This is a genomic window from Phenylobacterium sp. GW821-FHT12F10, assembly GCF_058806695.1.
On sequence record NZ_JBXAPY010000005.1, the window covers coordinates 211,526 to 230,446 of the forward strand.

An 18,921-nucleotide genomic window follows, 5' to 3' on the forward strand; every position below is an offset into this window, starting at 1 on the left:
GACGGTCTCAGGCGGTGCGGTCGAGGAAGCGCTGTGCGAGCTCGCAGCGGGTGGCGCAGGCCGCGCAGCGCGCCTGCATGGCCTGGCGGAGCGCCTCGCGGGCGCGATGCACCCGCACCCCGGCGTTGTTGGCGGTGATCCCCAGATCGTCCGCCAGGCGGCGCAGGGGCGTCTCCTTGAGCTCGGCGCGGCGCAGGAGGTCGCCGGTCTCGGGTCTCAGGTCTGCGAGTGTGTTCGAGAGGCAGCGCAGCGGCGCGTCCAGATCCTCTTCGGGGTCGATGGGCGCCTTGGGCTCGGCCTGCGCGGCCTGCTGCAGCCGGGCGCGTCCGGCGTTGCGACGGTAGCGGTCGAACAGGGCATTGCGCAGGGTGACGGCGAGCCAGGCGTCCACCTTGGCCGGATCGGTCAGGCGTTCAGCGCCCTGGACCGTCTTGAGGGCGAATTCCTGCAGCACGTCCTCGGCGTCCTCCCGTGAGCGCAGGCGGCTGCGCAGGAACCGCATCCGCCCGGCCTGGCCCTCGCGAAGGCGCTGCTCGACCAGCCGCAGGATCTCGGCGCGAGGCGTCGATCTGGCCGTCAGGCGAAGGCATGCGCCGGCGGCCGGCGGAGCTTCGATGATGGCGCGGGCGACTTGGGTCATGGGGGCGTCCGATCTCGGTCTGCGAGCGAAGATCAATCGCAACTGACGGAAGCTCTTTGATGGAGGTCAATTGACGGTCTGACAAAGACAGAATTCGACAGAATTGTTCCCGAATTGCGGAAATAGTCGATTGAAAATGGCAAGGTTACAATTGTGGTAAGGTTGAAATATGGACTCTAAACCTTGCCGTAACTGTAAGGTTGCGCGAGAGGAAGCGGCGCATGCCTATCAGTACAGGCTTATCGCTCCGTCCAGGAACGCATCGGCCGTCGCAGGCAGCCGGGCAAGCGCGTCTGCGACGCGGGCTTCGACCGGGGCGGACAGGTCGGGCAGGGCGGCGGGATCGGCGAGCGCGAGGCGGACTTCGGCCACGGCCGGCGTGGTGATGGGCGCGCCGATCCGGCTCACTAGCAGGCATTCTGCGTAGAGGATCTCCGGCAGCTCGGCGACCAGGCGGCGGGCGATGGCCTGGGCGGCGACGTTGTAGATCTTGCCCACATGGCTGACGGGGTTCTTGCCCGCGGCGGCTTCGAGGCTCATGGGGCGGCCCGGTGTGATCAGGCCGTTGATCCGGTTGCCGCGGCCGACCTGGCCGTCGTCTCCGGCCTCCGCGGAGGTGCCGGTCACGGTGAGATAGACTTCGCCGAGGTCTGGACGGTCGGCGGCGTTCACGGCGACCTCGACCGAGCCGAAGCCGAAGCCCGCCGCCGTCTCCAGGACCAAGGCCTCCAAGGCGGCCTTTTCGCCGAGATAGGCCGCAAGGTCGGGCAGGTGGGCGCCGATCATGGCGCAGGAGAGGGTCAGGCGCACCCGGTCGCCGATCCGGACTCCCATGACCTTGACGTCCTCGCCCCAGGCGGGGCGTTGGCCCGGGTCGGCCTGGGCGACCACGGCGTGTTCGACGGCGAGCACCAGGCGCTCGAGCGGGCTCAAGGGCGCATAGCCCACGCCGATGGAGGTGTCGTTGGCGCGCGGGACCCCGGCCCGGGCGGCCGCGAACAGACCGCGAAGGTCCGCCGATCCCGGGTGGAGCCTGGGATGGATCCGGACGTGGCGATCGACGTCGAGCGCGTGCAGATGGGTCGCGAGCCAGCGCCGGGCGCCTTCGACGGCGATCTCCGCCACCAGGATGGTCTCGCCGCCGGCCTCGGCCGTCGCCCGGCCCGCCAGGTAGATCTCGATCGGGGCCTCGACCCGGCCGCCCCCGAACGCCGGCGCGGACCGGCCGGCGCTCAGCAGGGCCTTGTCGACATTGTGGTGCAGGATCGTCCCGAACCGCGCGCGATAGGCCACGCTGAGGTCCCGTGACAGCTGTTCGGCCAGGGCGTCGCAGATAGTGTCCGGGTGGCCAACGCCCTTGCGCTCCACAACCTCGACGGCGCGCGTCTCGGCTACGATCGGAGTGAGGATGAAGCCGTCCATTCGCCGCGCGGGCTCGGGCGTCAGGCCCGGGGCGCGGCGAAGGCGTTGTAGAGCCAGCCGCAGACCAGGGCGATGTACCAGCCGCAGGCGAACGCCCAAGCGGCGCCGGCGATGATCAGGGTCGGGCTGGTCCAGTCCAGGGCGGGATAGAGCGCCGACAGGAAGTGCAGGTTCTCCATGCCGGGCAGGAATCCAGCCAGGGCGCACAGGAGGAAGTTTCCGGACAGGAACAGCGAGAGGGTGAGGCCGAGCGGGATGATGGCGACGCCGCCGGTCGGGTGATCAAGCGAGGCGGACATTGGGGGTCTCCTCCAGAAGCGCCGCAGGGGCGGCGGGTATGGGATAGGACGTTGTTCGCGCCCTGGCCTTACAGGCCGGGGTCCCGCGATCGTGCGCGCGTCTGGAGGCGCTCAGGTGGCGGACGCGGAGCTGGTCCTGTCGGTCGACGCCGCGAGGGTCTTGGCGCCCAGGCGCGTGCGTTTCAGCATCAGGGCGTTGACCGCCACCAGGGCCGAGCTGCCGGACATCGCCATGGCGGCGACCTCGGGGCTGAGCGTGATCGGATAGAGCACGCCGGCCGCCAGGGGGAAGGCGACGACGTTGTAGCCCACCGCCCACCAGAGGTTCTGGTGCATCTTGCGCAGGGTGGCGCGCGACAGCTCGATGGCCTTGACCACGTCGGCGGGGTCGCTGCGCATCAGCACCACGTCGGCGCTCTCGATCGCCACGTCGGTGCCGGCGCCGATGGCGAAGCCGACGTCGGCCTGGGTCAGGGCCGGGGCGTCGTTCACCCCATCGCCGACGAACCCGACACGGTGCTTCTGAGCCTGCAATTCCTTCACCTTGGCCGCCTTGTCGCCGGGCAGCACTTCGGCGAGCACGATGTCGATGCCGAGTTCGGCGGCGATCCGCTTGGCCGTTCCCAGGTTGTCGCCGGTGATCATCGCCACCTTCACGCCCATGGCCTGCAGGCGGGCGATCGTGGCCTTCGCCGTCGGACGTGCGGCGTCGGCGACGGCGATGATCCCGATCACCCGGCCGTCGCGGGCGATGTGCACCACGGTGCGGCCCGCGCCCTGCAGGCGCTCGGATTCCGTCGCCAGTTCCCCGAGGTCCACCCCGTTGTCCGCCATCAGCATCCGGTTGCCGGAGAGCACCGGATGGCCGTCGACCTCACCCTTGAGGCCCTTGCCGCCGAAGGATTCGAAGTTGCTGGCCGTGCGCACCGGCAGGCCCTCGGCGTGCGCCAGCACGGCCTTGGCGATGTGGTGCTCGGAGCCGTGTTCCAGGGCCGCGGCCGTGGCGACCAAGTCTGCCTCATCGACGCCGGCGGCCGGTGTGACCTGCACGACCTTGGGCTCGCCCGTGGTCAAGGTGCCGGTCTTGTCGAAGACCACGACGTCAAGTTTCACGGCCTCTTCCAAAGCCGCGGCGTCCTTGATCAGGATGCCGTTGGCGGCGCCCAGGCCGGTGCCGACCATGATCGCCATGGGGGTGGCGAGGCCCAGCGCATCGGGGCAGGCGATGACGAAGACGGTGATGGTAAGGGTGAGCGCGAAGAGCAGCGTCTGGCCGATCACCCAGAACCAGACCACGAAGGTCGCAAGCCCGACCACGATCGCCGCCAGGACCAGCCATTGCGAGGCGCGGTCGGCCAGCAGCTGGGCGGGCGCCTTGGAATTCTGGGCTTCCTGCACGAGCTTGACGATCTGGGCCAGCGCGGTGTCGGCGCCGACCTTGGTCGCGCGATAGCGGAAGGCGCCGCTCTTGTTGATCGAGCCGCCGATCACCGTGTCGCCGACGGTCTTGGAGACCGGCAGGGACTCGCCGGTCAGCATCGACTCGTCGATCTCCGACGCGCCGTCCTCGATCGTCCCGTCCACCGGAATCTTGCCGCCGGGTCGGACCAGAACCTGGTCTCCGGCGACGACCGCCGAGGTGGGCACATCCGCCTCCACGCCGTTGCGCACCACCCTGGCGGTGGGCGGGGCGAGATCCATCAGCCGACGAATGGCCTCGGAGGCGCCGGCGCGGGCGCGCATCTCCAGCCAATGCCCCAGCAGAATGAAGACCAGCAGCAGCGCCGAGGCCTCGTAGAACTGCTCGCCGTCGAAGAAGAACGTGCCCCCGACGCTGAACAGGTAGCCAGTGCCGACGCTGAGCAGCACCAGCACGGCCATGTTGAAGACGCCCTTGCGAAGCGCGCGGACCGCGGCGACGAAGAACGTCCAGCCTGGGTAGAGGATCGCCGCGCTCGCCAGGACGAACAGCACCGGCTTCAGCGGCAGGCCGAAAGGCGGCGTCACCCGCAGCGCCTCCATGCCCATGGGCGCCAGGAAGAAGATCGGGATCGTGAAGCCAACGGCGACCAGGAACCGGTTTCGCATGTCCCGGGCCATGGCGGCCATGTCCATGCCGGCGCCGTGGCCCATGTCGGCCATGTCGTCGTCGTTGGCATGGGCTGCGCCGGCGTCGGACTTTGCGCCGTGATGGTGCGGGGGCGCCGGCGGTTGATGTGAGACCGTCTCGCCGGTCGTCCCGCAGACGTGCTGCGGGACCAGTTCGCCGCGGCAGTGAAAGCCGCAGTCGCGCACCGCCTGCTCCAGGTCCGCGGCGCTGACCGCCGCCTCGTCATAGTCCACGCTGGCCGAGGCCGAGGCGAAGTTTGCGCTGGCGCTGCGGACCCCTTTTAGGGCCCGCAGGTGCTTTTCGATCACGAGCGGATCGAGCGGGGTGCGGAAGCCCGAGACATCGACGGTGATGGTGCGCATGGTGCTCAGTCGGGCTGGAGGAGCGGGACGGCGTCAGGAGCGGCCGAGCGCCGGATCCGAGGCGCGGTCGCGACGCCCAAGGCGAGGGAAGAAGGCGGGCGTCGCACGCCTGTAGGCCGCGTACTGTTCGCCGAAGGTGGCCAGCGCCTCCTTTTCCTCGTTCATCGACAGGCGCCAGTACATGAACACCAGGAACGGGAACATCGCGACGGTGAGGATGGTCGGCCACTCCAGCAGGAAGCCGAACATCACCAGCACGAAGCCGTCGTACTGCGGATGACGGACCGACCTGTAGGGGCCCGTCGTCGCCAGCTTGCCCTCCCGCTGGGCGCGGTAGAGGACGCTCCACCCGGCCGAGATCAGCCAGAAGCCGCCGCCGATGAAGAGGGCGCTGATGATGTGGAACGGACCGAAGTGCGGGTTGGCCTTCCAGCCGAACATCATCTCCAGCAAGTGTCCGGAGTCGTGAGAGAACCAGTTGATGTTCGGATAGCGGCTCTGCAGCCAGCCCGACAGCACATAGATGGTGAGCGGGAAGCCGTACATCTCGGTGAACAGCGCCACCAGGAAGGCGCTGAACGCCCCGAAGGAGCGCCAGTCACGTGTCGTCTTCGGCTTGAAGAAGGTGAAGGCGAAGAAGATGAACATCGCCGAGTTCAGGATCACCAGGGACCAGAGTCCGTAGGATTGCGGTTCTTGCATCGCGGTTCCTCAGGATTGCGGTTGCTGGGGGGGAGTCCGGTCGGCCGGCTTGGCTGGATCGGGGGCGTGGCCGTGTCCATCGTGTCCGCCATGCATTGTCATGTGCAGCAGCGGGCAGGCGAGGAGGATCAGGAAGGGCAGGTAGCCCAGCAGATGCACCCGGTGCTCTCCAAAGAAGAGGTAGGCCAGCACCGCCGCGAAGGCGGCGATCATGAGTCCGCGAAGCAGGCCGCGTGAATTTGGGAGGTTGGGCACGGTCTTGTGTTCCTCTCGGCTAGGCTGGTTGTTTCAGCGTGAAGCGGGCTTCTACCGGCTGGTGATTGCCGGATGGCGTGACGCGGAATTCGAGCCGATAGGGGCCGGGTTCGGGCAGCACGACGTAGTGGCCGTAGCTCGCCTGGCCGTTCACCGACATCGCCTCCATCGGCGCGAAATTTGTCCCCGGATGGCCGGGGCCGGAGAGCCCCACCACCACTTCAGAAGCCGCGACCTTCTGGCCGGTCTTCGCGTCGGTCACGCTCAGCACCACGTGATAGGTGTTCGGTTGGGAGGGCGCGCCGCCATGCATCGATGGATCGGGATGGCTCGCAGGTGGGGCGCCGCGAGCCGGCTCTGCGACCAAGCCATAGTCGAACTTGAGGCCATCGACGACCTGCGACTGGCCCTGGACGGGACCGGGGGAACATGCGGACAGAGCCGCCGCCACCACCGCGATCGCGGCAAAGGTGCGGCTGGACCCGGTGCGAGCAGCTTGCACGTCCATGTCCTTTCCTGGAGCAGACGCCGAGAGGAGCCCGGGCCTGAAGAAGCGATGTTCAGTTTGACGCAGGACGCGGGCAGCCATTACGCGAGGGCGCGGCGACGGGTTGCGGGCTCGTCGCGTGGCAAGTCGCCGGGCCTCTGGAGCAGCGCTTCGCGCCGGCGGCAGGCGTCGGAGCGAAGATCGACCATCGCCCCCTTCACAGAGCGCGACCGGGGGGCGGCGCGCGTGTCCTACCGCCGGCCGACGCGCCCGATGCCGAGGCTAGCGTTGGTGCGCGAGATCGAGGCGCCTGGATCTGGCGTGCGTCCGCTGAGCGCCCGGATGGCGTCGATGGTTTCGGGGATCACGATGGCCTGGTTGTCGACCATGTAGGCGTAGAACAGCTCGTCGTCCTGCACCCGCAGCATGTCGGACCAGAGCGCGACTTCGTAGAGATCGCCGCGCGGCCGGCCGAGGTCGTGCATCATCTCCTTGAGGGCGTTGAGCGCGCCCAATCCGTCGGCGACGCGCACCTGGGCGATCCGCTCGGAGAGGGCGAAGGCGGCGAGCACCTCCTCCTTCCGGGCAGCCCGGGTCATCTGCACCGTCCAATAGTGAAGGTGCCCAACGGTTTCCGGGACCTTCACCGCCATGGTCACCACGTCCAGATCCGGGTCCACGCTTTGCGCGTCGGGACCCTGATGGCTGGGGATATCCGGCTCCGGGACCAGGGTGTTCATGATTCCGCTGTGGTCGCTCTCCCAAGGGTCCGTGGCGCGCCGCAGCAGGGTTCCCCGCGCTCTGCGCAGGAGGCCAGCGCGTTTCAAAGCACCCAGGGTGCGGACAATCGAGGTCGTGTTGCAGGACACGACGCGGGTTGCGGCGCGGCCGACCGCGCCCGCGTAGTTGGTCTCCGCCACGAAAGAGTGGCCGGTGACGCTGTGCTGCTCTCCGCCCTGCACGATGAACTTCAGGCCGCGCTCGGCGTATTGCGCCACATTGGCCGCGGCGACCTTCTTGGGCGTGCAGTCGACGACCACATCGATCGACCCCAGCAGCTCCGCGAGCACGCCGCGCACATCGATCCTTGCCGCGGTCATCGCGTCTGAGGCGTCGGGCGACGCCGCGTAGACGGGAACGCCCTGGTCGGCCGCCACCCGAAGGCGCCAATCGGCGGTCAGGTCCGCCACGCCGACGAGCGTCATGTCGTCCTGCAGGGCCACGGCGGCGGCCACGCGCTTGCCGATGACGCCGTAGCCGTTCACGGCCACCCGGATCTGTTCGCCAATCATCGTGCTCCCTCGGTCTCCGCGCAGTGGTCGATTGGCGCGGTCGGTGCGGAGTCGGACCCTGGGCGGCGCCTGACTTCAAAGACGCAACGGCTTCATCGACATTACCCCGGCCGTCGATCTGTCCGCGTAAGGGGCGAGGGGCTTCCGCGTCAGTTGAATCATCCTGATCGCGCCCGGGACGGCATCCGTCGCCCGGCCGCCGCCCTGCCTGTCGAGATTGACACCATGAGTAAGACCGCCCCGCTGATCCTGCCGTTCGAAAATGTCGATCGCGCCTCGGTCGCCCAGGTGGGCGGCAAGAACGCGTCGCTTGGGGAGATGGTGCGCAATCTAGGCGGTCGCGGCGTTCGCGTTCCTCCAGGATTTGCGACTACGGCCGACGCCTATTGGCGCTTCATAGACGGGACCGGTCTGCGGCCCTTGATCGCGTCCGCCCTCGCCGATTGGACTGCCGGCAAGGCCTCGCTCGCCGACACCGGGACGCGACTCCGCGCGGCCATCCTGGCGGCGCCCTGGCCGGAGGCGAACGCTGAAGCCACGCGTGCCGCCTACCGCGACCTCTGTGTACGCATCGGCCGGCCAGATGCGGACGTCGCGGTGCGGTCGAGCGCCACGGCCGAGGACCTCCCCGACGCCAGCTTCGCCGGCCAACAGGAGAGCTTCCTCAACATCCGTGGCGAAGCCGCGCTGCTGGAGGCGTGCCGGCGGTGCTACGCTTCGCTCTTCACGGACCGCGCCATCAGCTACCGCCAGACCAAGGGTTTCGACCATCTGAAGGTCGCGCTTTCGATCGGCGTTCAACAGATGGTTCGCTCGGACCTGGCCGGGGCGGGGGTGATGTTCTCAATCGACACTGAGACCGGCTTCGACAAGGTCGTGCTGATCAACGGCGCCTGGGGCTTGGGTGAGAACGTCGTCCAGGGCGCCGTCGACCCGGACGAACACCAGGTCTTTAAGCCGCTGCTCGACCAGCCCGGGACCGTTCCGATCCTGGAGAAGCGCCTCGGCGGAAAGGCGCAGAAGATGATCTACGCCGAAGGCGGGGAGCATCCCACGCGGAATATCCCCACCACGCCCGCTGAGCAGTCCGCGTTCGTGCTCAGCGAGGAGGAGGTCCTGACGTTGGCGCGCTGGGCCGTCGCCATCGAGACCCACTACGGCTGCCCGATGGACATGGAGTGGGCGAAGGACGGCGAGAGCGGCGATATCTTCATCGTCCAGGCGCGGCCGGAAACCGTCCAGTCCCGCATCGGCGCAGGCGCCTTGCGCAGCTTCAAGATCATCTCCAAGGGCGCCCTGCTGGTAGCCGGTCTCGCTATTGGAGACGCCGTCGTGGCCGGTCAGGTCTGCCGGATCGACAGCCCCCGGGACATCGACCGGTTCGTGGACGGGGCGATCCTGGTGACCACCGCCACCGACCCCGACTGGGTGCCGATCATGAAGCGGGCCGCGGCCATCGTGACGGACCACGGCGGACGCACATCCCACGCCGCCATTGTCAGCCGGGAACTCGGACTGCCGGCGATCGTGGGGGCAGGCAACGCCACCGTGGTGCTCAAGGCTGGGCAGGAGGTCACCGTCTCCTGCGCCGAAGGGGACGAGGGTTTTGTCTACGAGGGCCGCGCGGATTTCGAGGCGCAGGACCTCGACGCCAGCGCGGTTCCCGAGACCTCGACCCAGATCATGCTCAACCTCGCCAACCCCGCCGCGGCCTTCCGCTGGTGGCGTTTGCCGGCCGATGGCGTGGGGCTGGCGCGGATGGAGTTCGTGGTGAGCAACCACGTGAAAATCCACCCGATGGCACTTGTCCATTTCGACGCGGTCGAGGATCCGGCCGCGCGGAGCGCCATCGGGGCGCTGACGGCCGGCTACGCCGATCGGACGGAGTATTTCGTCGACCGCTTGTCCCGTGGCCTCTCCCGGATCGCCGCCGCCTTCTACCCGAAGCCGGTCATCATCCGCATGAGCGACTTCAAGACCAATGAGTACGCCAACCTGATCGGGGGCGCCGGGTTCGAGCCCAAGGAGGAGAACCCGATGCTCGGGTTCCGCGGCGCCTCGCGCTACTATTCGCCGCGATACCGCGAAGGCTTCGCCCTCGAATGCCGGGCGATCCGCCGCCTGCGCGAGACCTTGGGCCTGCGCAACGTCATCGTGATGATCCCCTTCTGCCGCACGATCGGCGAAGCTCATCGGGTCCTGGAGGTCATGGCCGAGAACGGTCTGGTCCGGGGACAGGACGGGCTCCAAGTCTATGTGATGTGCGAGATCCCGTCGAACGTGATCCTGGCCAGCCAGTTCGCCGAACTGTTCGATGGCTTCTCAATCGGCAGCAACGATCTCACCCAGCTGACGCTGGGCGTCGACCGCGATTCGGGCGAGCTCGCGGAGCTCTTCAATGAGCAGGATCCGGCCGTCGAATGGATGATCGATCAGGTGATCGTCTCTGCGCATGAAGCGGGCGTGAAAGTGGGACTCTGTGGGGAAGCGCCCAGCAACCACCCCGAATTCGCTCAGTTTCTCGTCCGGCGGAGCATTGACTCGATATCGGTCAATCCAGACAGCTTCATCGCCGTGAAAACGGCTGTCGCTGCGGCCGAGGAGGCTACCCACAAGACTCCCGACCGCTCCTTGACGACCGGCTGAGGCGACGGGCGGGGACGGCCATGACCCACCACATTCTCGCCGTCAACGCCGGCTCCTCGACGACCAAGTTCGCCGTCTTCGACATGGAGGTCGCTGATCCTCGGCTCATTCTGCGCGCCAGGCTGGGCCATGGGTCTGTCGATCCTGGGGTCGAGGCTTGGGATGCCGAGGGGGCAGCCCTCCCGGCGCCGGCCAAGGCGCCGACGGAGGTCGTCGGCCCGGCCTTTCTCGACCTGTTGAGCTGGATCGAGCGCCAGATTGATGCGCCCATTGACGCGGTGGGCCATCGCGTGGTCCACGGCGGTCCGCAATTCCGCCGGCCGGTGATCTTCACGCCCGAGATCGGAAGGGCCCTTGAGGCCCTCGCGCCACTGGCGCCGCTCCACCAGCTTCCGGCGCTCAACCTGGTCCATGCGGTTGCTGAGGCCCGCCAGAACCTGCCTCAGGCGCTCGCCTTCGACACGGCGTTCCATCATGGGCACGAGCCGGTGGTGGACCGCCTGGGCCTGCCGCGCGAATTTGAAGCCCGGGGGCTCCGCCGCTTCGGCTTCCACGGCCTTTCGTATGAGTACCTCGCGGGCCGGCTGGCGGCGTTGGATCCCGCCGTCGCGGGCGGGCGCGTCATCGCCGCCCACCTCGGGTCCGGCGCCAGCCTCTGCGCCTTGCTGGGCGGGCGCAGCGTCGACACCACGATGGGCGTGACCCCGCTCGACGGGCTGCTGATGGGCGCCCGCTGCGGATCCCTCGACCCGGGCGTGATCCTCTATCTGCAGACCCAAGGCCTCGATGGGGCGCAGCTGAGCGACCTGCTCTACAAGAAGTCTGGTCTGTTGGGCGTCTCGGGTCTTAGCGCCGACATGCGGGTGCTGCTCCAGAGCCCTGAGGCGTCGGCGCGCGACGCCATCGAGCTCTTCGTGTTTCGGGTCGCACGCGAGGCGTCGGCCCTGGCCGGAACGCTCGGCGGGCTGGATGGGGTCGTCTTCACCGCCGGCATTGGCGAAAATTGTCCGCCGGTTCGCGCCGCGATCTGCGAACGTCTGGCGTGGCTTGGCGTGCAACTCGACGACGCGGCCAATCGGCGCGGAGACGCCAGGATCAGCCTCCCGGGGAGCGGCGTCGCCGTCTGGGTCATTCCAACGGACGAGGAGCAGATGATCGCTATCCATACACGAGAGGCCATGGCCCCAGGTCCCCCAGGGGGCGTGCAAAGTGGCCAGCCCGCGCTGGAGACACCCCGATGAGCTGCGGCTGCGATGATGGGGCGTCTGGCGCGCTCACCAGAGCCGGCCGGCTCAACGCGGGATGTTTCTGTCAGACCCTGGACGAGGGCGCGCTGCTCGCGGCGCTCAGCGAGAGCCTGGGTGATCTCGCCGCGCCGATGCTGGAGGCCCGCCCGCACCTGTTCTCGCGCGCGCCGGTCTTCCTGTCGGCCGGCGAGGTGGGCGAGCTTCGGGCCGTCGTCGCGGCGATCGAGGAGGTGGCTCGCCATCCCGCATACCAGCAGGCCGCCCTCGCCTGGGCGCCCGAGATCGCACAGCGCGACCTGGGCCCGCGCGGGGCGTTGATGGGCTACGACTTCCATCTCACGGCGGATGGCCCCCGCCTGATCGAGGTGAACACCAACGCCGGCGGCGCCTTCCTGAACGCCTTGTCGGGCCAGGCGCAGCGCGTCTGCTGCGCCGAGGCCGGCATCGGCGTGGCGCCGGGTGAGGCCGAGGCGTTCGCCGAGGCGGCGCGAGACATGTTCGCCCGCGAATGGTCCCTCCAAGGCCGTGCCGGCGCGCTTCGGCGCCTGGCGATCGTCGACGATGCGCCGGCCGAGCAGCACCTCTATCCCGAGTTCTTGATCGCCCAGCGCATGCTGGCCGCCGCGGGGGTGGAGGTGTTGATCCTGGACCCCGCCGAATTGAGCTACCGCGACGGCGTGCTGTCCGCGGCCGGCGCGCCGATCGACCTCGTCTACAATCGCCTGGTCGATTTCGCGCTCGACGAACCGCGCCACGCCGAGCTGCGGCGCGCCTACCTGGACGGCGCGGTGGTGGTGACGCCCAATCCCCATCTGCACGCGCTCTATGCCGACAAGCGCGATCTCATCCTGTTCTCGGACCTGCCGACGCTCGCCGCGTGGGGCGTCAGCGCCCCGTCGCTTGCGGCGCTGAAAGCTGTCCCCCGGACGATCGGTGTGACGCCGCAGAACGCCGAGGATCTTTGGCGGGAGCGCAAGCGGTGGTTCTTCAAACCGACCCGCGGCCACGCCAGCAAGGGCGTCTATCGCGGCGAGAAGCTGACCACGCGGGTGTGGTCCGAGATTCTCGACGCCGACTATGTGGCCCAGGCCTATTCGCCGCCGAGCGAACGCCAGATCGAGATCGATGGGCGGCCGGAGACGCGGAAGCTGGACGTTCGGCTCTACACATATGATGGCGCGGTCCTGCTGTCGGCGGCGCGTCTCTACCAGGGGCAGGCGACCAACCTTCGCACGCCGGGCGGGGGGTTCGCCCCCCTGTTCGTGGTCTAGGCGCGGGTGGACGCCCAGCCGACTGCCGCGACGGCGGCGATGCGATCGCGCGTCGTCGTGGCCCTGGTCGCCGCGACCTTCGTGATCTCGGCCAGCTTCGGTCTGAACATGCCGTTGTTGCCGTCCCTGATCGCGGCGGTGTCGCCGGACGCCGCCGCCAGGGTTCCGTTGCACGCCGGCCTCTTGGGGGCGCTGTTCACCCTGGCGCTCGGCGCCGCCGCGCCGGCCTGGGGCGCGCTTTCAGACCGTACGGGACGGCGGACGGTGCTGCTTCTCGGGATGACGGGGTTCGCGATCACCCTGGCGATGTTCGCCCGGCCGTCAGGCCTGCCGGAGGTCTATGCCGAACAGTTGCTGACCGGGGTTTGGGCGGCGGCGGTGATGCCGGTCTCCTCCGCGCTGGTGGCGGATTTGGCGCCGGACGACCACTGGCGGGCGAGCCGCCTGGCCTGGCTCAACATGGCCCTGGTGGCGGGGTTCGTCCTGGGCCCGGTCGCGGGCTCCGCCGCCGATCGCCTGTTGCTCCAGGACGCCACGCCGGGCGTGCTGGTGACGCCGTTCCTCGGGACGGCCGGTCTGGCGGTTCCCGTCGTGCTGATGCTGTGGGCCTGGGCGCCTCGCGGCTTGCCCGCGCGGAACGCCGCATCCGCGTCCCGCGCGCGCAGCGGTTCGCTGCGGCCGCTGCTGGCGCTGACCTTCGTGGTTTCGCTCGCCATCGGCGTCTTCGAGGTGGCGATCGCCATTCGCGGCGGTCGCGCCCTGGGCCTGACGATGGTGCAGACCGGAGCGCTGTTCACCGGCTGCAGCCTCGTCATGTTCGCCGCCCAGGCGACGGTCTTTTCCCGCTGGGTGAGGCCCGCGAGTACCGCGGCGGTCCTCGCGCCGGCCTTCGCGGGCGTCGCGGGCGGCATGGCCCTGGCGGGCTGGGCGTCCTCGTTCGGGGTCTACGGGCTGGCGGTCGGACTGTTTGCGGTGAGCGGCGGCGTCCTTGTGCCGGTGCTGGCCTATTGGGTCTCCCGCGAAGCCGGCCCCGCCCAGGGCGCTCAACTGGGGCGCCAGACCGCCGCGGCGGGCCTTGGCCAGGCGGCGGGGTCGGCCTTCGCCGGCGTCGCGTTCGACGCCTTCGGCCCGACGGGGGCGGCCCTTTGGGTGGGCGCGGCCGCGCCCTTGGCGGCTGCGGTCCTGGCCGCGATCGTCCACGCGCGCCTGACGTCCTCCAACCTTGCGACTGAGCCGCGATAGCTGGGTCAGGCTGTAACGCCGAGGGAGGGGGCGCGTCAGATGACTCGTGGTCAGTCGGGCGGGAGATCGGTGTTGAAGCTTTCGGCGAAGAGCGTTGCGGGACTGGTCGCTGTCGGACTGATCGGCGTCGTGTCGGCGTCGGCCTACGCCTATTGGCGCCTGCAGCCCGAGCCGATGCCGGACCAGGTCATTTATGGTAGCGGCCGGATCGAGGCCGATGAGGTGCGGGTCGCCTCCGAGGTGGCCGGTCGTCTCCTGGAGAACCGCGCCGTCGAAGGCCAGTCCGTCCGCGCCGGCGAACCCTTGATGCGCATCGACGCCGCGGACTACGAGCTGCAGGCCGATCGCGCCGAGGCGCAACGGGTAGCCGCCCTGCGCTCCGGTTCGCAGATCGATGCCCAGATCGGCCTGGCGACCCACCACGCGATGACCGCCAAGACTGATCTTGGCCGGTACGAGACCTTGAGCAAGGCGGGCTGGGTCCCGGCGCAGCGCCTGGACATGGTCCGCAATACCTATGCCGCCGCCACCGATCAGGTGAGCGTCCTGCGGCAGCAGCGCGCGGAGGCCGACGCCCAGGCCACAGTCGCTGCGAAGACCGCAGCCCTGGCCCACGCCCAGATCGCCAAGACCCGACTGGTCGCGCCGATATCGGGCGCCGTCCTCGAGAAACTCGCCGAACCCGGGGAAGTCGTGGGGGCGGGGCAGCCCCTGGCTGTGCTGGCCAACCTGCAGACCGTGAAACTCAAGGTGTTCATCGTCGAGAAGGACCTCGGACGACTACGCCTGGGCGCCCCGGCGCGCCTCCACGTCGACGCCTTCGGCGGGCGAGACTTCCCAGCCCGGGTGGCGCGGGTGGACGCGCAGGCGCAGTTCACGCCGCGCGACGTCCACATGGCCGACGAGCGCAGCCGCACCGTCTATGGCGTGATCCTGGAGGCGCCCAATCCGGAGGGCGTGCTGAAGCCCGGCATGCCGGCCGACGCCTGGATCCTCTGGGACGGGAAGGCCGGTTGGCCGCAGTCGCTCAAGGCGCCGGAGTAGCCCATGGCGGCGCCCGTGATCGAGGCCGACGGGCTTGGCCGCAGGTTCGGCGGACGCACCGTCCTGCAGGAGGTCAGCTTCCAGCTCCAGCCGGGCGAGGTGTTCGGCGTGGTCGGCCCGGACGGCGCCGGCAAGACAACGCTGCTGCAGATGCTGGCGGCCATCCTGCGGCCGAGCTTGGGATCCTGCCACGTGCTGGGCGAGGATGTCCGCAAGCACGCAGACCGGGTGCAGGCGCGCGTCGGCTACATGTCGCAAGGCTTCTCGCTCTACGACCGCCTGACCGTTGCGGAGAACATCGCCTTCGCCGCGGCTATCCGCGACGTGCCGAAGGACGTGTTCGCCGGCCGCAAGGCCAAGCTGCTGGCCATGGCCGGCCTGGAGAAGTTCGAGAGCCGGCGCGAGGGCCAGCTCTCAGGTGGGATGCGCAAGAAACTCGCGCTCTGCGCCAACCTGATCCACGAACCCCCGCTGCTGATCCTCGACGAGCCGAGCCTCGGCGTCGACCCGCTCTCCCGCCGCGAACTCTGGCGCATCCTGGATGCGGCCCGAAACGAGGGCCGTTCGATCGTCTTCGCCACCTCCTACATGGACGAGGCTGACGCCAGCGACCGGGTCTTGCTCCTGCGCGATGGGCGGCCGCTGGCGCTCGGGGCGCCGTCTGAACTGCGGGAAACGGCCCGCGGCCACGTCTACAGCGTCCGCACCAGCACGCCGGAGGTGGCCGAGGCTGCGCTGGCGAAGCTCCCCGATGTCCTCAGCTTCCAGCGGCGGTCCGCCGACGAAGTGCGGGTTCAGTTGCGGACCGCGGGCGCGCCGCCCGATATCGGCCTGCATTGCCGAGAGCTGAGGCCGGTGGAGCCCACGATGGAGGATGTCTTCACCGTGGCCTCGGCCGACGACGCCCCTCGCGCCGCCATGCCGGCGTCGGAGCGCAGCACAAGCCATGAGGTCCTGGTCGGCGCCGAGCGGGTCACGCGGCGTTTCGGTGATTTCGTCGCGGTGGACGACGTAAGCGTCCAGGTGAAGGCCGGCGAAGTTCTTGGCCTGCTCGGGCCCAACGGGGCCGGCAAGACGACCCTGATCCGCATCCTCTGCGGCTTGCTCGCGCCATCCACGGGCCAGGCGCGGGTCGCCGGGTTCGACGTCGCCCGCCAGAGCGAGCAGGTCCGCGCCAGCATCGGCTACGTGTCCCAGAAGTTCTCGCTGTTCACCGACCTGACGGCGCAGGAGAACCTGTCCTTCTTCGCCCGATCCTACGGCGTTCCCTCCCGCGAGATGAAAGCCCGCATTGCCTGGGCCTGTGAGCGGGCCGGGTTCGCGCCCACCGATGCGGGACTTGTGCGAGATCTTTCGAGCGCGGTGCGCCAGCGGCTGGCCTTGGCCTGCGCCATCGTCCATCGCCCGAAGGTGCTGTTCCTGGACGAGCCGACCTCCGGCGTCGATCCGCTGTCGCGGTTCCGGTTCTGGCGGCTGATCTCGGCCCTGGCGGGGGAGGGCGTCGCGGTGATCGTTTCGACCCACTATCTCGAGGAGGCGACCTACTGCGACCAGCTGGGCCTGATGATGGACGGCCGGATGATCGCGCTCGGTACGCTTCAGGCGCTGAAGACCGAGCTGGGGCTCAAGGAAGCCCGCGTCGAAGACGTGTTCCTGGGCTTCATCGCGCGCGCGCGCGGTCAGGCGGTGGCGGCATGAAGATCGCCCGCATCCTCGCCTTCTCGCGCAAGGAGGTGCTGGAGATCGTGCGCGATCCGATCACGGTCTGGATCGCGCTCTTCATGCCGTTGGTGATCCTGTTCCTGTTTGGCTATGCGCTCTCCTTCGACGTCGAGAACGCGCCGCTGATCATCGTCGACCACGATAAGAGCGCGGCCAGCCGGGCGCTCTCGGACCAGTTCCTGAACACCCCCTATTTCCGGCTGGTGGACGCGCCGGAGGACGAACGCGTCGCCGAGCACGCCCTGATGCAGGGCAAGGCGCGTGCGGTGCTCTCGATCCCGCCGGGGTTCGGCAGCCGCCTGAAGAAGGGCGAAGGCGCACCCGTCGAGTTCCTGGTGGATGGCACCTATGCGTCGACCGCCGCCATCGTCTCGGCTTATGGGCGCGCGATCATGTACGCCTACCCGAACGGGAGCCTGCAGCTCCCGGTCCAGCCTGAAGTTCGGGTCTGGTACAATCCGCAACTGCGCAGCCGCGACTTCATCGTACCGGGCTTGTTCGCGGTGATCCTGATGGCGTTCCCGCCGCTGCTGACCGCCCTGGCGGTCTCGCGCGAGAAGGAGCTTGGCACCATCGCCCAGATCTATGCTTCGCCGCTCACCAAGCCCGAGTTCATCATCGGCAAGCTGCTGCCCTATGCCGGGATCGCCGCCCTGCAACTGGCCATGGTCCTGGCGGCGGGGTTCTTGTGGTTCAAGGTTCCGATGCATGGCAGCCTCGCGCTACTGACGGTGCTGGGGCTCATCTACGTCCTCTGCACCGTCTCGATCGGGCTGCTGATCTCGACCCTGGTGCGCACCCAGGTCGCCGCCATGCTGGTCACGCTGATCGTGACCCTGATGCCGTCGTTCCTGTTCTCCGGGTTCATCTATCCGATCTTCACCATGCCGCCGTTCTTCCAGGCCTATTCGGCGAAGATTCCGACCATGTATTTCGTGAATATCTCGCGCGGGATCGTCATGCGCGGGGCCGGACTGGCTGAGGTCTGGGTCAATGTCGCGGTCCTGGTCGTCTACACCGCCGTCGTCTTGATCCTGGCGACCCTGCTCTTGAAGAAGCGGATCGCCTGATGAACCCCGGACGCCTCTTCGGCCTGCTCGGCAAGGAGTTCGCGCAGATGCTGCGCGACCCGGTGGTGTTGTTCCTGATCGTCTGGCTGACCACCGTCGAGATCGCCATGTGCACCCTGGCGGTGGGCATGGATGTGAAGAACCTGAAGCTGGGACTCATCGATCACGACCGCTCGGCCGCCAGTCGCGCTCTGACCGAGGATCTGACCTCCGCCGACTCCTTCGTCCTGGCCGGGCTGTTTACATCGGAACGGATGGCGGAATCCGGGCTCAAGACGGGCAAGCTGGACGCGCTCGTCGAGATCCCGCCGGGCTTCGGTGCGCGGGTCGCCAGCGGCCGCCCGGTCTCGGTCGGCGTCGTCGTTGATGGTTCGAACGCGGACGTGGCCTCGCGGGCCCGAGCCTACATCATCGAGATGACGGCGCGCTTCACCCAGGAGCGTCTCATGGGAAGGATGCGCATGACCGACGGCGTGCAGCCGGCCGTTCGGGTCTGGTACAATCCAAATCTCACCAACACCCGCTTCGAGGCCCTGGCCATGCTGGCCCAGGCAGGCTTCATGCTGGCGGTGATCCTGCCCGCCGCCGGCATGGTCCGCGAGAAGCAGAACGGGACGCTGGAGCAGATCCGGGTCACGCCGATCCGGGCGCACGAGCTGTTCCTCGGCAAGGTCCTGCCACCGGTCACGGTCACCCTGGGCTCCCTCCTGCCGTCCCTGTTGGTGCTGCGGCTTCTGCACGTGCCGATGAATGGCAGCGTCACGACCTTCCTGGGGCTCGAGGCGCTGTTCCTCATGAGCGCGGTCTCCATCGGGATGTTCGTCGCCTCTGTCACCAACACTTTGCAGCAGGCGCTGCTGACCAGCTTTTTCAGCCTGTTTCCGCTGCTGTTCCTCTCCGGCAGCGTGTCGCCGATCGAGAGCATGCCCAGGTGGCTGCAGTTCGCTTCGGAAGCCAGTCCGCTGCGCCACGGCATTGCGATCGTCACCGGCCTGTTCCTGAAGGGCGCGGGCCTGGGCGAACTCTGGCCCCACGCGCTGGCGCTCGCCCTGATCGGCGCACCCCTGTTCACCGCCAGCTGGCTTCTCTTCCGACGCCAGTGGTGAGGCA

Annotated in this window: 16 protein-coding genes; 8 read left to right on the forward strand and 8 right to left on the reverse strand. The window is 68.7% G+C overall.

The window, feature by feature from the left end; translation table 11 throughout:
• Positions 1-7: 7 nt before the first annotated feature.
• The 8 genes from AC1RN5_RS22080 to AC1RN5_RS22115 all read right to left on the reverse strand — a co-directional run bounded on the left by AC1RN5_RS22080 (position 8) and on the right by AC1RN5_RS22115 (position 7,569).
• Entirely contained in the window at positions 8-640 is a 633-nt protein-coding gene (locus AC1RN5_RS22080; protein WP_493044006.1) for a sigma-70 family RNA polymerase sigma factor, read from the reverse strand.
• A gap of 228 nt (positions 641-868) precedes the next feature.
• Positions 869-2,062 carry a methionine adenosyltransferase gene (locus AC1RN5_RS22085; RefSeq protein ID WP_493044008.1) on the reverse strand — a complete coding sequence of 398 codons (1,194 nt, stop codon included), beginning with the start codon at positions 2,060-2,062 and terminating at the stop codon, positions 869-871.
• A 20-nt stretch (positions 2,063-2,082) separates the two neighbouring features.
• Positions 2,083-2,361, reverse strand: coding sequence for a hypothetical protein (locus AC1RN5_RS22090; RefSeq protein ID WP_493044010.1), 279 nt, complete (start codon positions 2,359-2,361; stop codon positions 2,083-2,085).
• A 111-nt stretch (positions 2,362-2,472) separates the two neighbouring features.
• Positions 2,473-4,833 (reverse strand): heavy metal translocating P-type ATPase, encoded by a 2,361-nt coding sequence (locus tag AC1RN5_RS22095; RefSeq protein WP_493044012.1) that lies wholly within the window; start codon positions 4,831-4,833, stop codon positions 2,473-2,475.
• 33 nt (positions 4,834-4,866) lie between these two features.
• Positions 4,867-5,535: a methyltransferase family protein gene (locus AC1RN5_RS22100; RefSeq protein ID WP_493044014.1), complete on the reverse strand. Its 669-nt coding sequence runs from the start codon at positions 5,533-5,535 to the stop codon at positions 4,867-4,869.
• Positions 5,536-5,544: 9 nt separating this feature from the next.
• A complete protein-coding gene (locus tag AC1RN5_RS22105; RefSeq protein ID WP_493044016.1) occupies positions 5,545-5,748 on the reverse strand; it encodes a DUF2933 domain-containing protein in 204 nt (67 codons plus the stop codon).
• Positions 5,749-5,809: 61 nt separating this feature from the next.
• On the reverse strand, positions 5,810-6,298 hold the full coding sequence (locus AC1RN5_RS22110; protein ID WP_493044018.1) for a hypothetical protein: 489 nt from the start codon (positions 6,296-6,298) through the stop codon (positions 5,810-5,812).
• Positions 6,299-6,528: 230 nt separating this feature from the next.
• Entirely contained in the window at positions 6,529-7,569 is a 1,041-nt protein-coding gene (locus AC1RN5_RS22115) for a type II glyceraldehyde-3-phosphate dehydrogenase (RefSeq protein ID WP_493044020.1), read from the reverse strand.
• Positions 7,570-7,794: 225 nt separating this feature from the next.
• Here AC1RN5_RS22115 and ppsA point away from each other — a divergent pair, with 225 nt between their 5' ends.
• The 8 genes from ppsA (at position 7,795) to AC1RN5_RS22155 (ending at position 18,917) form a co-directional block, all read left to right on the forward strand.
• Positions 7,795-10,215, forward strand: coding sequence for a phosphoenolpyruvate synthase (ppsA, locus tag AC1RN5_RS22120; RefSeq protein WP_493044022.1), 2,421 nt, complete (start codon positions 7,795-7,797; stop codon positions 10,213-10,215).
• Positions 10,216-10,235: 20 nt separating this feature from the next.
• A complete protein-coding gene (locus AC1RN5_RS22125; protein ID WP_493044024.1) occupies positions 10,236-11,456 on the forward strand; it encodes an acetate/propionate family kinase in 1,221 nt (406 codons plus the stop codon).
• Positions 11,453-12,733, forward strand: a complete 1,281-nt coding sequence (locus AC1RN5_RS22130) for an ATP-grasp domain-containing protein (protein ID WP_493044026.1) — start codon at positions 11,453-11,455, stop codon at positions 12,731-12,733. Before AC1RN5_RS22125 ends, AC1RN5_RS22130 begins: the two co-directional genes overlap by 4 nt.
• 6 nt (positions 12,734-12,739) lie before the next feature.
• Positions 12,740-13,975, forward strand: coding sequence for an MFS transporter (locus AC1RN5_RS22135; protein ID WP_493044028.1), 1,236 nt, complete (start codon positions 12,740-12,742; stop codon positions 13,973-13,975).
• 69 nt (positions 13,976-14,044) lie between these two features.
• Positions 14,045-15,019 (forward strand): HlyD family secretion protein, encoded by a 975-nt coding sequence (locus tag AC1RN5_RS22140; RefSeq protein WP_493044104.1) that lies wholly within the window; start codon positions 14,045-14,047, stop codon positions 15,017-15,019.
• 3 nt (positions 15,020-15,022) lie between these two features.
• Positions 15,023-16,717 (forward strand): ATP-binding cassette domain-containing protein, encoded by a 1,695-nt coding sequence (locus AC1RN5_RS22145; protein ID WP_493044030.1) that lies wholly within the window; start codon positions 15,023-15,025, stop codon positions 16,715-16,717.
• Positions 16,714-17,811, forward strand: a complete 1,098-nt coding sequence (locus tag AC1RN5_RS22150; protein WP_493044032.1) for an ABC transporter permease — start codon at positions 16,714-16,716, stop codon at positions 17,809-17,811. Before AC1RN5_RS22145 ends, AC1RN5_RS22150 begins: the two co-directional genes overlap by 4 nt.
• Positions 17,811-18,917 (forward strand): ABC transporter permease, encoded by a 1,107-nt coding sequence (locus tag AC1RN5_RS22155; protein ID WP_493044034.1) that lies wholly within the window; start codon positions 17,811-17,813, stop codon positions 18,915-18,917. The genes AC1RN5_RS22150 and AC1RN5_RS22155 overlap by 1 nt, the downstream gene beginning before the upstream one ends.
• Positions 18,918-18,921 lie beyond the last annotated feature (4 nt).

Excerpts from the sequence above, each read along its gene's own strand:
- AC1RN5_RS22080 (WP_493044006.1), bottom strand. The coding sequence starts at position 640 with ATGACCCAAGTCGCCCGCGCCATCATCGAAGCTCCGCCGGCCGCCGGC.
- AC1RN5_RS22085 (WP_493044008.1), bottom strand. The coding sequence starts at position 2,062 with ATGGACGGCTTCATCCTCACTCCGATCGTAGCCGAGACGCGCGCCGTC.
- AC1RN5_RS22090 (WP_493044010.1), bottom strand. The coding sequence starts at position 2,361 with ATGTCCGCCTCGCTTGATCACCCGACCGGCGGCGTCGCCATCATCCCG.
- AC1RN5_RS22095 (WP_493044012.1), bottom strand. The coding sequence starts at position 4,833 with ATGCGCACCATCACCGTCGATGTCTCGGGCTTCCGCACCCCGCTCGAT.
- AC1RN5_RS22100 (WP_493044014.1), bottom strand. The coding sequence starts at position 5,535 with ATGCAAGAACCGCAATCCTACGGACTCTGGTCCCTGGTGATCCTGAAC.
- AC1RN5_RS22105 (WP_493044016.1), bottom strand. The coding sequence starts at position 5,748 with ATGATCGCCGCCTTCGCGGCGGTGCTGGCCTACCTCTTCTTTGGAGAG.
- AC1RN5_RS22110 (WP_493044018.1), bottom strand. The coding sequence starts at position 6,298 with ATGGACGTGCAAGCTGCTCGCACCGGGTCCAGCCGCACCTTTGCCGCG.
- AC1RN5_RS22115 (WP_493044020.1), bottom strand. The coding sequence starts at position 7,569 with ATGATTGGCGAACAGATCCGGGTGGCCGTGAACGGCTACGGCGTCATC.
- ppsA (WP_493044022.1), top strand. The coding sequence starts at position 7,795 with ATGAGTAAGACCGCCCCGCTGATCCTGCCGTTCGAAAATGTCGATCGC.
- AC1RN5_RS22125 (WP_493044024.1), top strand. The coding sequence starts at position 10,236 with ATGACCCACCACATTCTCGCCGTCAACGCCGGCTCCTCGACGACCAAG.
- AC1RN5_RS22130 (WP_493044026.1), top strand. The coding sequence starts at position 11,453 with ATGAGCTGCGGCTGCGATGATGGGGCGTCTGGCGCGCTCACCAGAGCC.
- AC1RN5_RS22145 (WP_493044030.1), top strand. The coding sequence starts at position 15,023 with ATGGCGGCGCCCGTGATCGAGGCCGACGGGCTTGGCCGCAGGTTCGGC.
- AC1RN5_RS22150 (WP_493044032.1), top strand. The coding sequence starts at position 16,714 with ATGAAGATCGCCCGCATCCTCGCCTTCTCGCGCAAGGAGGTGCTGGAG.
- AC1RN5_RS22155 (WP_493044034.1), top strand. The coding sequence starts at position 17,811 with ATGAACCCCGGACGCCTCTTCGGCCTGCTCGGCAAGGAGTTCGCGCAG.